Source organism: Streptomyces sp. NPDC048257 (genome assembly GCF_043201855.1).
Classification (GTDB): domain Bacteria; phylum Actinomycetota; class Actinomycetes; order Streptomycetales; family Streptomycetaceae; genus Streptomyces.
The window spans coordinates 210,233-223,455 of sequence record NZ_JBICZI010000009.1 but is presented as its reverse complement, the minus strand read 5'-3'; the positions used below and the strand labels follow the sequence as shown (position 1 = coordinate 223,455).

14 protein-coding genes are annotated in these 13,223 nt (G+C 72.1%); 8 read left to right on the top strand and 6 right to left on the bottom strand.

Going from position 1 to position 13,223, the window contains the following annotated elements; translation table 11 throughout:
- Positions 1–13 precede the first annotated feature (13 nt).
- A complete protein-coding gene (locus ACGFZK_RS20365) occupies positions 14–1,369 on the bottom strand; it encodes a carbohydrate-binding protein (RefSeq protein WP_393850258.1) in 1,356 nt (451 codons plus the stop codon).
- A gap of 311 nt (positions 1,370–1,680) precedes the next feature.
- On the opposite strand from ACGFZK_RS20365, the gene ACGFZK_RS20360 reads away from it, so the two are divergent.
- Positions 1,681–1,866 carry a hypothetical protein gene (locus ACGFZK_RS20360; protein WP_052876506.1) on the top strand — a complete coding sequence of 62 codons (186 nt, stop codon included), beginning with the start codon at positions 1,681–1,683 and terminating at the stop codon, positions 1,864–1,866.
- Here ACGFZK_RS20360 and ACGFZK_RS20355 read toward each other — a convergent pair.
- Positions 1,854–2,876, bottom strand: coding sequence for a LysR substrate-binding domain-containing protein (locus ACGFZK_RS20355; RefSeq protein ID WP_393850257.1), 1,023 nt, complete (start codon positions 2,874–2,876; stop codon positions 1,854–1,856). The genes ACGFZK_RS20360 and ACGFZK_RS20355 overlap by 13 nt on opposite strands.
- Before the next feature lie 106 nt (positions 2,877–2,982).
- Between ACGFZK_RS20355 and ACGFZK_RS20350 the strand changes: the two genes are divergently transcribed.
- Positions 2,983–3,435 carry a nitroreductase/quinone reductase family protein gene (locus tag ACGFZK_RS20350; protein ID WP_393850256.1) on the top strand — a complete coding sequence of 151 codons (453 nt, stop codon included), beginning with the start codon at positions 2,983–2,985 and terminating at the stop codon, positions 3,433–3,435.
- Here the strand turns inward: ACGFZK_RS20350 and ACGFZK_RS20345 are convergent.
- Positions 3,432–3,983: a GNAT family N-acetyltransferase gene (locus ACGFZK_RS20345; protein ID WP_393850255.1), complete on the bottom strand. Its 552-nt coding sequence runs from the start codon at positions 3,981–3,983 to the stop codon at positions 3,432–3,434. The genes ACGFZK_RS20350 and ACGFZK_RS20345 overlap by 4 nt on opposite strands.
- A gap of 190 nt (positions 3,984–4,173) precedes the next feature.
- Here ACGFZK_RS20345 and ACGFZK_RS20340 point away from each other — a divergent pair, with 190 nt between their 5' ends.
- Complete coding sequence (locus ACGFZK_RS20340) at positions 4,174–4,503, top strand: hypothetical protein (protein WP_393850254.1); 330 nt, start codon at positions 4,174–4,176, stop codon at positions 4,501–4,503.
- Positions 4,504–4,513: 10 nt separating this feature from the next.
- Here the strand turns inward: ACGFZK_RS20340 and ACGFZK_RS20335 are convergent, their stop codons facing one another.
- A complete protein-coding gene (locus tag ACGFZK_RS20335) occupies positions 4,514–4,990 on the bottom strand; it encodes a macro domain-containing protein (protein ID WP_393850253.1) in 477 nt (158 codons plus the stop codon).
- Between the two features lie 2,035 nt (positions 4,991–7,025).
- Positions 7,026–7,259 (bottom strand): hypothetical protein, encoded by a 234-nt coding sequence (locus ACGFZK_RS20330; RefSeq protein ID WP_393850252.1) that lies wholly within the window; start codon positions 7,257–7,259, stop codon positions 7,026–7,028.
- Between the two features lie 422 nt (positions 7,260–7,681).
- Here ACGFZK_RS20330 and ACGFZK_RS20325 point away from each other — a divergent pair, with 422 nt between their 5' ends.
- From ACGFZK_RS20325 to ACGFZK_RS20315, 3 genes are all read left to right on the top strand, one after another.
- Positions 7,682–8,893, top strand: coding sequence for a pyridoxal phosphate-dependent aminotransferase (locus tag ACGFZK_RS20325; RefSeq protein WP_393850251.1), 1,212 nt, complete (start codon positions 7,682–7,684; stop codon positions 8,891–8,893).
- Positions 8,894–9,016: 123 nt separating this feature from the next.
- Complete coding sequence (locus tag ACGFZK_RS20320; protein ID WP_393850250.1) at positions 9,017–9,409, top strand: hypothetical protein; 393 nt, start codon at positions 9,017–9,019, stop codon at positions 9,407–9,409.
- A gap of 211 nt (positions 9,410–9,620) precedes the next feature.
- Entirely contained in the window at positions 9,621–10,259 is a 639-nt protein-coding gene (locus ACGFZK_RS20315) for an RDD family protein (protein WP_393850249.1), read from the top strand.
- A gap of 48 nt (positions 10,260–10,307) precedes the next feature.
- On the opposite strand, the gene ACGFZK_RS20310 is transcribed toward ACGFZK_RS20315, so the two are convergent.
- The gene (locus ACGFZK_RS20310; protein WP_393850248.1) at positions 10,308–10,730 is read right to left on the bottom strand and encodes a hypothetical protein; all 423 of its coding nucleotides are present in this window, start codon (positions 10,728–10,730) and stop codon (positions 10,308–10,310) included.
- Between the two features lie 143 nt (positions 10,731–10,873).
- Between ACGFZK_RS20310 and ACGFZK_RS20305 the strand changes: the two genes are divergently transcribed.
- Positions 10,874–11,968: a hypothetical protein gene (locus tag ACGFZK_RS20305; protein WP_393850247.1), complete on the top strand. Its 1,095-nt coding sequence runs from the start codon at positions 10,874–10,876 to the stop codon at positions 11,966–11,968.
- Positions 11,965–13,152: a toxic anion resistance protein gene (locus ACGFZK_RS20300; RefSeq protein WP_393850246.1), complete on the top strand. Its 1,188-nt coding sequence runs from the start codon at positions 11,965–11,967 to the stop codon at positions 13,150–13,152. The genes ACGFZK_RS20305 and ACGFZK_RS20300 overlap by 4 nt, the downstream gene beginning before the upstream one ends.
- The last annotated feature ends 71 nt before the right edge of the window (positions 13,153–13,223 follow it).

Here is a 13,223-nt window from a genome sequence, read left to right as displayed (position 1 = left end):
GGGGCTGTGCGGGCTACACCCGCTGCCAGAGGGCCGGGACGTTCGGCGGCTCCCAGCCCGTCTGGGCCTGGTGCCCCTGGAGGCAGCGGTAGGTCGAGCCGCCGTGGGTGACGGTGGCGCCGGCCGCGTAGACGGTGCCCGCCTTCCAGGTGCCGCCCGGCTCGGGGTCGCCGGGTCCGGGGCCGGGGCCCGGGCCGGGGTCGCTGCCGGTGACCTTGAGGGTGAGTCCGTACGCCGACAGGATCGGGTTCAGCGGCTGGAAGAAGGTGGTCCCGCCGCTGGAGCAGTTGCCGGAACCGCCCGAGGTGACGCCCTGGGCCTGGCTCCCGGAGATGTAGGAGCCGCCCGAGTCGCCCGGCTCGGCGCAGACCGTCGTCCGGGTCACGCCCGAGATGGTGCCCTCGGGGTAGGTGACGCTGGTGTTGTGCTGCTGGATCGTGCCGCAGTGCCATCCGGTGGTCGATCCGGAACGGCATACCGACGCCCCGACCGGCTGCAGCACGGAGCCGGTGACCTGCACGTTCGCGCCGCCGCTGCCCTTCACGTACGGGGTCGCCGTCCACTGGGTGTTCGCCGCCACCCAGGCCATGTCGTTGCCGGGGAAGACCGAGGCCTGGAAGGAGCCCTGGGCGACCTGGTTGAAGCCGCTGGTGGTGGTGCCGGCGCGGCCGCAGTGCCCGGCGGTGGCGAAGCCGCTCGTGGACCCCTTGGTGACGGGGAAGCCCACGGAGCAGCGGCCGCTGCCGTTCATGTAGTACGCGTCCCCGCCACGCAGGTCGTACAGCGGGCGCGGGGCCGCGTCCGTACGGATCACCGTGACCCGGTCCGGGGCGGTGCCGGTGGCGGCCAGCAGTGCGGCCGCCGCCCCCGCCTCGGTCTCCTCGACGACCAGGGTGCTGGAGCGCGGGTCGACGTAGCGGACCGGGGTGGCGGGTCCTGCGGCCCGGTCCAGCGCAACCTTGTCGGCGTCCAGGTCGGCCAGGGTGCGGGTGACCAGCTTCGCCCGGGCGCCGGTGGCCCGTATCGCGGCGGTGTCGGCGGACCGCGTCGTCGCCACGGTGAGGGTGCCGGCGTCGGCCCCGTCCACCCAGGCCCCGGCGAAGGCGGCGCCGAGCCGGTCCCGCAGCCGGGCCGCGGTGGCCCCCGCCTCGGCCTCGTGGGCGAGTCGCGCCTTGGCCTGCGTGGGGGTCAGGCCGAGGTCGCGCTGCATCGCGGCGAGCAGCTCGGGCGGGGCGTCCGCGGTGCGCAGGGTGGCCGCCGCGGAGGGGGCGGGCGGGGCGGAATCGGCGGTGGCGCCGCCGGTCCCGGCCAGCAGCAGCCCGGCGGCGGCCAGGGCGGTACACGCCGCGCGGGCGTGTCGCTTGAGCATGGGGGATCTCCTCGGTTTCCGGTGGGGGTCTGCGGAAACCGTAGAAATCCGAACCGCCGTGCGGGAGCTGCCGGTTGGCCCCTCCCCCGGTGTTATGCCCGAGGGGTGTCTTGTCGATCGGGCCGGATCAGGGAGCGGTGCCTGGTGCGAGCGTGCGTGCCAGGTGACGCGAGCCCGGCCTGATCGGCACGACACCCCCTCGGCCCACGGGCGGACGGCCCGAGTCCTGCGGGCGGGCGGCGGCGGCCGAGGTGCGTTCATGGGGCGGCGGCCGGAGGATGGGGCCAGGGGAAAACCGTAGGAGGTACGCGATGGTCAGTGAACCCGACGAGCAGCCCACACGGTCGGACCGGCTCTTCACGGGCGGGGAGCGGCCGTACGACCCCGAGGACCTCGTGATGGCGACCGGCCACGACCCGACTCCGGAGCGGATCGAGAAGGCTCGCCTGCTGATCGAGAAGGAGGGCCCGCAGGTCATCGAGCGCTATCTGCCGTAGGTACGGCTCCAGCGCGATACGGATGCTGCCGACAGCTCCGCCCCGGGGTCGCCCCCCGGGGCGGGGTCGTCCGCTGTCCGCAGGCCTGCCGGCAGGCCGCCCGCCGACCTGGCCAGTGCCTGCGCGTGCGCGGCGCGGGCGTGCTCCAGCACCTCCGCGGCCCGGGCCGCGGCGCGCGCCGCGGGGTGCCAGCCCAGCAGGTGCCGCCACACGAGCGGGGTCCCGGCGAGCGGCCGCGTGACCACCCCCGGGGTCACCGGGAAGGTGGCCCGGCACAGGCCGACCGCCCGCCCCACCTGCACCAGGTGCACACAGGAGGCGGTGTCGGTCTCGTAGACGCAGGCGGGCGTGAAACCGGCCCGCACGCAGGCCGCGGCGAAGCAGTCGCCGAAGCACCCGTCACCGGGAACGTCCGTCCACGCCTCGGCGGCCAGCTCGGCCAGCTCGATCTCCGTGCGCGGGGCCAGGGCCAGCGGATGGTCCTCGGCGAGCATCACGTACACAGGATCGCGCGCCACCTCCATCCAGGCGAGGCGCCCTGGCTCGGGCGGCGCGCTCTCCCCGCAGACCCCGACCAGCGCGAAGTCCAGGCGCCCCGCGGCGACACCGGCGGCGACCTCCCTCTCCGACCAGGAGGTGTACGTGGTCACGGGCACGCCGGGTTCCCGGTGCGCAAGCCGGTCCACGAGCCCGCCGAGCAGCGGCCCGTGCGTCCCGCCGAGCCGGTGGCCGGGCGCCCCCTGCCGGGCGAACCGCTGCGCGTCCTCCTGGAGCTCGCACACCGCGGGCAGCAGCACCCTGGCCCGCTCCAGCACCAGCTCCCCGAGCGCGGTGGCCCGTACGCCCTCCCGCCCGCGCACGAACAGCGAGCCGCCCAGCGTCCGCTCGATCCGCTTCAGCTGCGTACTGAGCGCGGGCTGCGCGAGGCCGAGCGCGGTGGCCGCCCGGGTCAGGCTCCCGGCGTCGGCGACGGCCCTGACGATCTTGAGGTGCCTCAGCTCCAGATCCATACGACGAGCTTGGTCCAGACCTGTACGGGTGCGCTATGGGTCGGGCGCATCCAGAATCGTTAATGCTCGTTAGCCGCAAGGGGGACACAACCCTAAGGACAGGAAAATGCACGCACTCGACGTCGACTGGGACCACCCCACCGACCCGCGACCGGGCCCTCGCCTCGACCACGTCCGCGCCTACGTGACGACCGCTGGAGCCGACGGGCACCTCTGGCACGGAGTCCCCACCCTCCTGCTGACCACGCTCGACCGCATCAGCGGCCGCACCGTCCGCTGCCCGCTGATCTACGGCGAGGACGCGGGCCGGTACATCGTCCTGGCCTCCGCCTACGGCGCCCCGGAACACCCCCGCTGGTACCGGAACCTCACCGCCCACCCGGAGGTCCGCCTCCAGGTCGGTGCGGCCGCCTTCACGGCGCAGGCGCGCACCGCCACGCCCCAGGAGCGGGAGATGTACTGGGAGATGATGACGGCCCTGTGGCCCCCGTTCGAGGACGACCGCACCGCGGCCCGGCCCCGCGAGATCCCGCTGGTGATCCTGGAACACGAGGCCTAGAAGGTGGGCGCGGCCACCGCGCTGTACGTGCGTCCGCCCGCGACGAAGTCGCCCAGCGGGACCATGCCGAAGCCGTCGACGTGCACCTTCCAGGACGGCACGTTCCCGGCCTCGATGAAGGCGACCACGGCTTCGGCGCGCTCCGAGGCCGCCGCCACGGCCATCGTGAACAGCGCCCGGGCCACACCCCGCCCCCGGTACGCGGCGTCCACCACGACCGGCCCGTAGAGCAGCCACCGCACCTCGGTCAGCGGACGCCCGTGCCACTTCAGGGCCGCCTGGGCCCGGAGCAGGCCCACGACCGGCGGCGGCGGGTCGGCCAGGGCCGTGGGCACCGAGAGCGCGAGCAGGCCGACGACCCGGCCGCCGTCGTCCGCGACCAGCAGCTCCCGCGCACCGGCCATGGCCCGCAGCGCGCCGACGTCGAACCCGCCCTGCACGAACCCCTGCTCGGCCCGCTGCCGCTCGGTCAGCGCGTCGCGACGGTTGGCGGCGAAGAGCTCCGCCATGGCGGCCGCGTCGGCCTCGGCTGCGTACCGGTACTCCATCCCGCGATCGTGCCACGCCCCCACCCCCTGGCCGGGGCGCCGACACCGAGGCCTCCGGGTGACACGGGGGCAACATTGAACACGTTCAAACATTCTGGCAGTATGACCACCGGTGAACCTGCCGGAACAGCGGGATGTGACTCCGCCTGCCCTCGCGACCGGTCGCCACGAGTGCGGAGGTCGGCGCGGCATGGCCCTGGTCCTCTTCGTCCTCGTGCTTGCCCTCATGATCGTGGGCCTGGTCGCGACCCTCACGGCAAGCGCGGTCCTGGGGTACGCGACCGTCGCGGTGAGCCGCAGGCTGCCGCTCGGAGCCAGAATCACGCTGCTGGTGGCCCTGGCTGCCGGTTCCGCGGCGGCGTGGGTGAGCGCCCTGGGAGTCTGGGCGGTATCGAGGCCGGCCAACCTGACGCTGTCGTTCACCACGACAGTCGTCTCCGGAGCCGTGTTCCTCACGCTCGAAGCCCGCAAGCGGCGCGCACCCCGGACCCCGCACCCGGCATGGCAGGTCCGGGGCTGAGCCGATCGACTCACCCGTGGTCGTACACCGTCACTTCCACGTCCCGCGCACACAACGCCCCGGTGATCAGCGGCTCGATCCGCGTCCACGTGCCGCCCGCGAGCCCGCACCCGATGCGCGGCATGTGCACGCTCGCCCCGAGCTCGACGGCATGACCGGCCAGCGTGACGAGACACCGCTCGATGGCGTCGTAACGCACCGGCGGCCCTCCGCTCCCGGTCCGCATGCCGCGCTGACCGACCATGTTGGCCACCCACACGTCGGGCTTCACCCGCACCACTTGCACGGCCCCCAGCCCGAAGTCGTTCCCGCTGCGCCCCCGATGCCAGGCCCGGTACGCGGCCTCGGGCTCGCCCCACCGCTTCGAAACGGCCAGCACGAAGCCCTTCCCCCACCCCCCGAGGTCATTGCAGACGTGCGCGATGACCTTGGGCCCCTTGGCCTGGGGACTCGTCGCATCCCCGGCGATGATCCTGAGCGGCTTCATCCCGAAAGGATATTCGGGGCCACCGACGGGGGCGGGGCGTCGGGGGGCGGGAGCCGAGGGGGCGGGAGCCGAGGGGGCGGGGTCGTGACGCAGGGCGGGAGCTCCGGGGGGCCGGGTCCCGGCTGGGCGGGGTCGGGAAGTGCGGCGGGGGTCCGGGTGTGCGGGAGTCGCGCGGGCGGCATCAGGACCCGGGGCGGTGGCTTCGGGTGGGCGGGAGCCAGTTGATCGGCATCAGGGATGTGTATGGGGGTTTCCCGTCAGTCTCATCGTCTCTCCGTGTCGTGCCGGTCCCTCAAGGGCGCTCGTTCCTCGCGTCGCTTCGCGATGGCCTTCGGCCACCCTTGACCGACCGTCCCGCCCCGGAAAGTCGAAGACTGTCGGGAAGCCCCCAAAAGAACGAGCCGGGTGCTTCTTTTCAGGGACGGGGCGGTCGGAGACGCCCGGCCCGGTCGGGCGCAAGGGGGCGCGACCGACAGGCGGGGCCCGTCACACCCACCGGCCGGGTCGGTGGGGCGCGCCACATCGCTACGCGCTCCTCACCTCTCAGCGTCCGACGACCGTCTTGGGCTGGACATAGGCCGCCCACGACCTCGGCCCGGCCCTCGACATGCGTCCGACGACCGTCTGCGGCTGGGCATAGGCCGCCCACGACCTCGGCCCGGCCCTCGACATGCGTCCGACGACCGCCTTGGGTTGGGCATAAGCCGCCCACGACCTCGGTTCGGTGCTCGACATGCGTCCGACGACCGTCTTGGGCTGGGCAAAGGCCGCCCAAGACCTCGGTTCGATGCTCGACATGCGTCCGGCGACCGTCTTGGGCTGGGCATAGACCGCCCACGCCTCCTGGGCGCTCTCTTCGATGGCGTCTGACGGCTGTCGGGGGTGGACGTAAGGCCGCCCACAGCCTCGGTTCGACGCTCGACGTGCGTCCGGCGACCGTCTGCGGCTGGGCATAGGCCGCCCACACCTCTTGGGTGCTCCTCGTGCGATGCGTCTGATGGCTGTCGGAGGGTGCGGGGCGTCATACGGCGGCTATGTCGAGGTGGGCTCTGGTCAGTGAGTGTGTGCGGCTCGGAAGGCTGACCGTTTGCCCCAATTACCCTTGTTTGGGTGTGGCTTTGTGGTGCCGTCCTCGCGCTGACCCGCCCCCACCTCGGCTGAGGCGAGGAATCAGCCGACCATCCCTCTCAATGGCCTCTGACGGCGGCCGGTCGCAGTCAAAGAGAGAGTGCTGAGGCTGTGGGCGGCTTATGTCCAGCCACAGACGGTCGTCGGACGCGGGGAGTGGGAAGCGCCCAGGCGGTGGGCGGCTTATGCCCAGCCCCAGACGGTCGTCGGACGCTGAGAGGTGAGGAGCGCGTAGCGATGGGGCGCGCGCCCTGACCCGGCCGGTGGATGTGATGGGCCCGTCTGCCTGTCGTGCCTCTTGCGCCCGACCGGGTCGGGCATCTCCGACGAGGCCGTCCCTTTGGCCTTGGCCCGGCTCGTTCTTTTGGGGGCTTCCCGGCAGTCTTCGACTTTCCGGGGCGGGACGGTCGGTCAAGGGTGGAGCGCAGCGACATCGCGTAGCGACGCGAGGAACGAGCGCCCTTGAGGGACCGGCCCGAACCGGAGAGACGATGAGACTGACGGGAAACCCCCATACCCATCTCTGATGCCGCCCGAGTGGCTCCCGCCGCCGAAACCCCGCCGCACCTCTCAATGCGCCCGCGCGACTCCTGCGCACCCGGGACCTCGCCACACTTCCCGACCCCGCCCAGCCGAGACCCGAAGCCCGCCGCACCTCTCGATGCCACCCGCTCAGCCCCCGCACACCCGGACCCCCGCCGCACCCTCCCGACCCCGCCCAGCCGGGGCCCCCCGAAGCCCCGCCGCACCTCCCGACCCCGCCCAGCCGGGGCCCCCGAAGCCCCGCCCAACCCCTCGACCCCGCCCGCCCGGCTCCCGCCGCCGAAGCCCCCGCGCCCGAGCGACCCCCGTACGCCCGGACCCGGCCTGCCGCCCCGACCCCGCCCCCGCCCCCCGCCCCGCCCCCTCAGAGGTACTCGCGGGCGAACTCCACCGCCCATTCCACCGCCGCCAGCGGGACGCTGCCCGACTGGGGGTCGATCGTGAGGCGGGCCGTCTCCCAGCCCTGGTCGTGTTCGCGGAAGATCGCGAAGTGACCTTCCTCCGCGACCCCTTCCGGCCTGACCAGGAACTCGATCGCCCGGTCGTCGCCATCCGTGCCGACCGTGGCGATCTCCATGTCACCGACTACGAAAACCACTGTCTCGCGCCCCTCAGTTGCCGCCGTTCAGGACCACCGGCGGGAGCAGCGTCACGAAGACGGCCCCGGCCGCCAGGACGGCGTCCGCCGCGCCCCCTGGTTCACGCATCCAGCCTCCACCGCGACACCCGCGCCCCGCATGAGTGCGCGTACTCATCCCGCGTACTCATGCCTCGTACTCACGCACCGCATCACCCGGCGCACTCATGCGGCCTACTCGGCCCGGGGTGACGAGCGCAACACCGCGCATTCGCACGCCCGCCCGCCCCACCCATTCCGCAGGTCGGAGCGCAGCCCGGCCCCGGATTCCAAGGGGGGACCACTCCCCCACCCACCCATTGCCCGAACTGGGACAAATCGCCCTTCGAGCCTCTCTTCGAAAACACACGTCAAGCTCGCACCCGGGCCCGTAAGCTCCCGTCATGCAGGTGATCCAGTCAACCAAACTCGCCAATGTCTGTTACGAGATCCGCGGCCCCGTGCTCGAAGAGGCGATGCGGCTCGAAGCAGCAGGTCATCGCATCCTCAAGCTCAACACGGGCAACCCCGCGGCCTTCGGCTTCGACTGCCCTCCGGAGATCCTTGAGGACATGCTGCGCAACCTGGGCTCCGCCCACGGTTACGGCGACGCGAAGGGGCTGCTCTCCGCGCGCCGCGCGGTCATGCAGCACTACCAGACCAAGGGCATCGACCTGGACGTCGAGGACATCTACCTCGGCAACGGCGTCTCCGAGCTGATCCAGATGTCGATGCAGGCGCTGCTGGACGACGGCGACGAGGTCCTGGTCCCCGCGCCGGACTACCCGCTGTGGACCGCCTCCGTCTCGCTCGCCGGCGGCACGGCCGTGCACTACCGCTGCGACGAGCAGGCCGACTGGATGCCCGACCTCGCCGACATCGAACGCAAGGTCACCGATCGCACCAAGGCGATCGTGATCATCAACCCGAACAACCCGACCGGTGCCGTCTACGACGAAGAGATGCTGCGCGGGCTCACGGACATCGCGCGCCGCCACAACCTGGTCGTCTGCTCGGACGAGATCTACGACCGGATCCTCTACGACGGCGCCGTGCACCACAACACCGCCGCGATCGCTCCGGACCTGCTGACGCTGACCTTCAACGGGCTCTCGAAGAACTACCGCGTCGCCGGCTACCGGGCCGGCTGGATGGCGGTCTGCGGTCCCAAGAAGCACGCCTCCTGCTACATCGAGGGCCTCACGGTCCTGGCGAACATGCGCCTGTGCGCGAACATGCCCTCGCAGCACGCCGTGGCCACCGCGCTCGGCGGCCGGCAGTCGATCGAGGACCTGGTCCTGCCCGGCGGGCGGATCCTGGAGCAGCGCAACGTCGCGTACGACCTGCTCACCCAGATCCCCGGTGTCACCTGCGTGAAGCCGAAGGGCGCGCTGTACGCCTTCCCCAGGCTGGACCCGTCCGTCTACAAGATCAAGGACGACCGGCAGATGGTCCTCGACCTGCTGCGGGCCGAGAAGATCATGGTGGTGCACGGTACGGGCTTCAACTGGCCCGAGCCCGACCACTTCCGGATCGTGACCCTGCCGAACGCCAAGGACCTGGCCGATGCCGTGACGCGGATCGGGAACTTCCTCGACGGCTACAGCCAGCTGTAGCCGCGCCCGGGCGGTCTCGCCGGAGTCCATCCGGCGAGACACACCCCCCAACAGCAGGATTCAGCTCAACTTTAGAACCAATCCAATGTAGGATGGTCTCCTGACCACGCAGGAGGCCACCTCATGTACGAGCCGATCCGCACGAAGCCGGTCGTCCAGCGCATGGGCGCGACCCCGGCCGACTATCCGCACAGCAGCCGCGCCGAAGCGCTGGACATCCAGCTCGCCGGCCACCTCGCGGCCCTGCTCGCCGTCACCGACGAGCTCGGGCTCGACGAAGGCGCCGCCGAGATCGCCGCGCAGGTCGCACGACTGCGCGGGGCCCAGCCCGCCCGCGCACCCCGGCACTCCGCCGAGGACGCCGCCGCACTGCACCAGCGCGCACACGACCTCGCCGCCCGCGCTCTCCTCGTCGCCGCGTCCCGCGCCGACACCACCGTCGCGATCCTCGCCGCCGAGCGCATGGACGCGCACGCCGCCGCCCTGAAGTCCCCGGACTTGGCCGGCGCCCTCTAGACGGCCCCGGTCCGGGGCCGCGGAGGCTCCGGACCGGGCGCCACGTCCCTTTCCCGCGGGCCTGTGGCAGGGGCGGAAATTGGACAGAACCCGGTGCTCCGAACACGATGAGGGCTGAAAGATCGCGGCAGCACGGGGGAGGCCGCTCCACATGGTCAATCTCCTCCAGCTCCGCTTCGTCCCCGTTCGAGCATTCTGGAGAGATTCGCCCATGAGCTTCGGCGACCCGAACAACCCCTACGGCCAGCCCCCGCAGGGCCAGCCCGGTCACCCGCAGCAGGCCCCGCAGGGCGTGCCGCCGCAGTACGGCTACCCGCAGCAGCCGCCGCAGGGCGCCGTTCCGCAGTACGGCTACCCGCAGCAGGCCCCGCCGCCGTACGGCGCGTACCCGCCGCCGGGGATGCCGGGCATGCCGGGTTCGGGCATGCCGCCGCTGGCCCACTGGGGTCTGCGCGTGGGCGCGTACCTGCTCGATGCACTGATCATCGCGGGCCCGATGTACGCGCTGATCGGCATCGTCGCGGCCGTCGGCAACGAGGAGTCGGTGGTCGCCGGCATCTTCAGCATGGTCGGCGTCCTGTACGCCCTCGGCATGACCATCTTCCAGCTGTACCGGGAAGGCTCCACCGGCCAGACGATCGGCAAGAAGGTCGTCGGTATCAGCCTGCACCGTGAGCTCGACGGGGCCACGCTCGGCTTCGGCATGGCGTTCGTCCGCAAGCTGGCCCACATCCTCGACAGCATGGCCTGCTACATCGGCTGGCTGTGGCCGCTGTGGGACGAGAAGAAGCAGACCTTCGCCGACAAGGTGTGCAGCACGGTCGTCATCAAGGTGAACAACAACGGCTGATCGCCACACGGTGAGGACCGGTGGCGACTCCCTGCTGCCTGCTGCTCCCTAAGTCGTCCGTGCGAACTCCGCGCCGGCGACCCCGCACCAGGGCACCGTCGCCACCGGCCACACCGGGCCGACCGCCTCCCCGTACTCGGTCGCGCCCGGGGCCACTCCCGGGATCTTCACCAGCACCTGCGCGGCCCGCCTGCCCGGGTCCGCTTCGGCGCGGTCACGGAACTCGACGGTGACGACGTACGCGCCGGGGCCCTCGGTCCGCCCCGTCGCCTCCACCGCGGCCACCACCCGCCGGCTCGCCGGATCGATTCGGCACCCGGTGACCCGTACGTCCTCCACCGCCGCCCGCGGCGGCGCCTGCGGCGGATCGCCGCCGCTCGCCCACACGTACAGGCCCAGCGGGGCGAACACCAGCAGCCCGGCCACCGTCACCAGGCCGACCAGCCAGCCCTGCCACTTCAACGCGCTCACGCCCATGCCCCGATCCTCCCGGGCCGCCGCCCCGCCCACCAGCACCCACGGGCCCACACAGCATTTCGAAGTGGGACCGCCTGGACACCTGACGTTCATTCGACTCGGCGCGGAATGTGGGTTTCCGCGAGCACGCTGCACCCGTGAGACGCATCCTAGGAATCGTCCTGGGCCTCCTCCTGATCGGCGGCGTGCTCTACGTCGTCGCCTTCCAGGGGCAGGATCACCCAGAAACCACGGCAACGAAGACCGTGCGTGGCGTCATCGGCTCGGAGAAGTCCGAATTCTTCCGCGACCCCGACGTCGTCAAGGCCCTTGCCGCCAAGGGCTACACCGTGAAGACGGAGACCTCCGGCTCCTGGGCGATGGACCAACTCGCCCTCAAGGAGTACGACTTCGCCTTCCCCAGCAGCAGTGAACCCGCCAAGGAGGTCGCGGCCGCCGCCGGGCTCAAGGGGGCCCAGGAGACCAGGCCCTTCTTCTCCCCGCTCGTCGTCATCGCCCGTCCGGGCGCCGCGAGGGTGCTGGCCGATAACGGCCTCGTCAGGATGACCGGCAAGAACACCGGGACCCTGCTCATGGGTCCCTTCCTCAAGGCCTCCGGCGAGGACCGCACCTGGCAGCAGCTGCCCGGCTCGGCCGCCCACGCCGAGCTGACCGGCACGGTGTTCGTCAAGACCACCGACCCGGCCTCCTCCAACTCCGGCGCCCTCTTCCTCGCCGCCACGTCCAACGTCGCGAACGGCAACACCGTGGTCGCCGACGACGCCGGCATCGCCCGCACCGCGCCCCTGATGCGCAAGCTGATCTCCGTCCAGGGCGCACTGGAGCCCAGCACCGACGACCCCTTCCGGGCCTTCATCAGCGGCAGCGGCGAGCCGCTGATCCTGGTGTACGAGTCCCAGGTGGCCTCGCTGCTGCTGCAGAAGCAGGATCCGGGCGACATGGTCGTGCTCTACCCCGACACCACCGTCAACTCGGCGCACACCTTCGTGCCGCTGACCGACGCGGCGAAGGAGCTGGGCACCCTCCTCGCCACCGATCCGAAGCTGCGCGAGCTGGCCGTGCTCCGCGGGTTCCGCCCGCAGGAGGGCGTGGCCGAGTTCGCCTCCGCGACCGCCCCGCACACCGCCTACCTCAACACGGGGCTGACCGGCATCCGCCAGGTCGGCACACCCACCGTCAAGATCCTGATGGCGCTGGCCCAGCGCGCCAAGGGCCAGGGGGACACACCATGACACTGACACCGCCCGAGGACACGTCCTTCCGCCTGAGCCCTCCGGAGCCCGTCGCCCCCGTACGCAGGGAGCAGGCCGCCGGACTGGTCCCGCTGCAGGACGGCGTCCACGAGGAGATGGCCCGCCGGGCCGGTGAGTACGTCGGCTCGCTCGCCGCGATCGACGCCCGCTCCCCGGAGTTCGCGCAGCGCATCGGCGAGATCGCCGGATTGGGCTCGGCCGACATGCGCACCGCTGCCCAGCAGTCCAACCGGATGCTGGAACGGGCCGTACGCTCGCTGGGTTCCGACGGCGGCGGCGACGCCCAGGCCCGGGTCGCCGGGTCCCTCGTCGAGCTGCGCCGCACCGTCGAGGACCTCGACCCACGGGACACACCGGGCAAGGGGGTCGGCCGGTTCCTCGCGAAGCTGCCGGGCGGCAGCAGGTTCCGCGACCACGTGGCGAAGTACGCCTCCTCGCAGGCCACCCTCAACAGGATCGTGGGCTCGCTGCGCAGCGGCCAGGACGAACTGCGCCGCGACAACGCGGCCCTGCACACCGAGCGTTCGCGCCTGTGGGAGACCATGGGCAGGCTCCAGGAGTACGCCGTCCTGACCGAAGCCCTGGACGGCGCCGTCGGGCAGCGGATCGCCGAGGCGGCCCCCACCGATCCGGGCGCGGCCGACGCGATGCGCGCGGACGTCCTCTTCCCGGTCCGGCAGAAGCACCAGGACCTGCTGACGCAACTGGCCGTCTGCGCGCAGGGCTACCTGGCGATGGACGTGGTCCGGCGCAACAACGACGAGTTGATCAAGGGCGTCGACCGGGCCGCCACCACCACCGTGTCCGCGCTGCGGATCGCCGTGATGCTGGCCTCGGCCCTCGACCACCAGCGCAAGGTGATCGAGCAGGTCAACGCCCTGAAGGGGACCACCGAGGAGCTGATCCGGGGCAACGCGGAGATGCTCTCCACGCAGAGCGGCGAGATCCAGCGGATCGCGGCCGATCCGGCCGTGGGCGTGGAGACGCTGCGGACGGCGTTCGCGCAGATCTACCGGACGCTGGACGCGATCGACGCGTTCAAGGTGCAGGCGACGCAGAACATGGCCGCGACGGTGGAGTCGCTGGCCGGGGAGCTGCAGACGGCGTCGGCGCATCTCGCGCGGACGCGGACCACCAGTTCGCTCGATGGGGGCTCCCGGTGAGGCCGCTGCGCGGAGCTTCTCCCCGCCCCGGCCTTTCGCCATCCCCCGGACGCCGGCGGGGCTGGATCGGC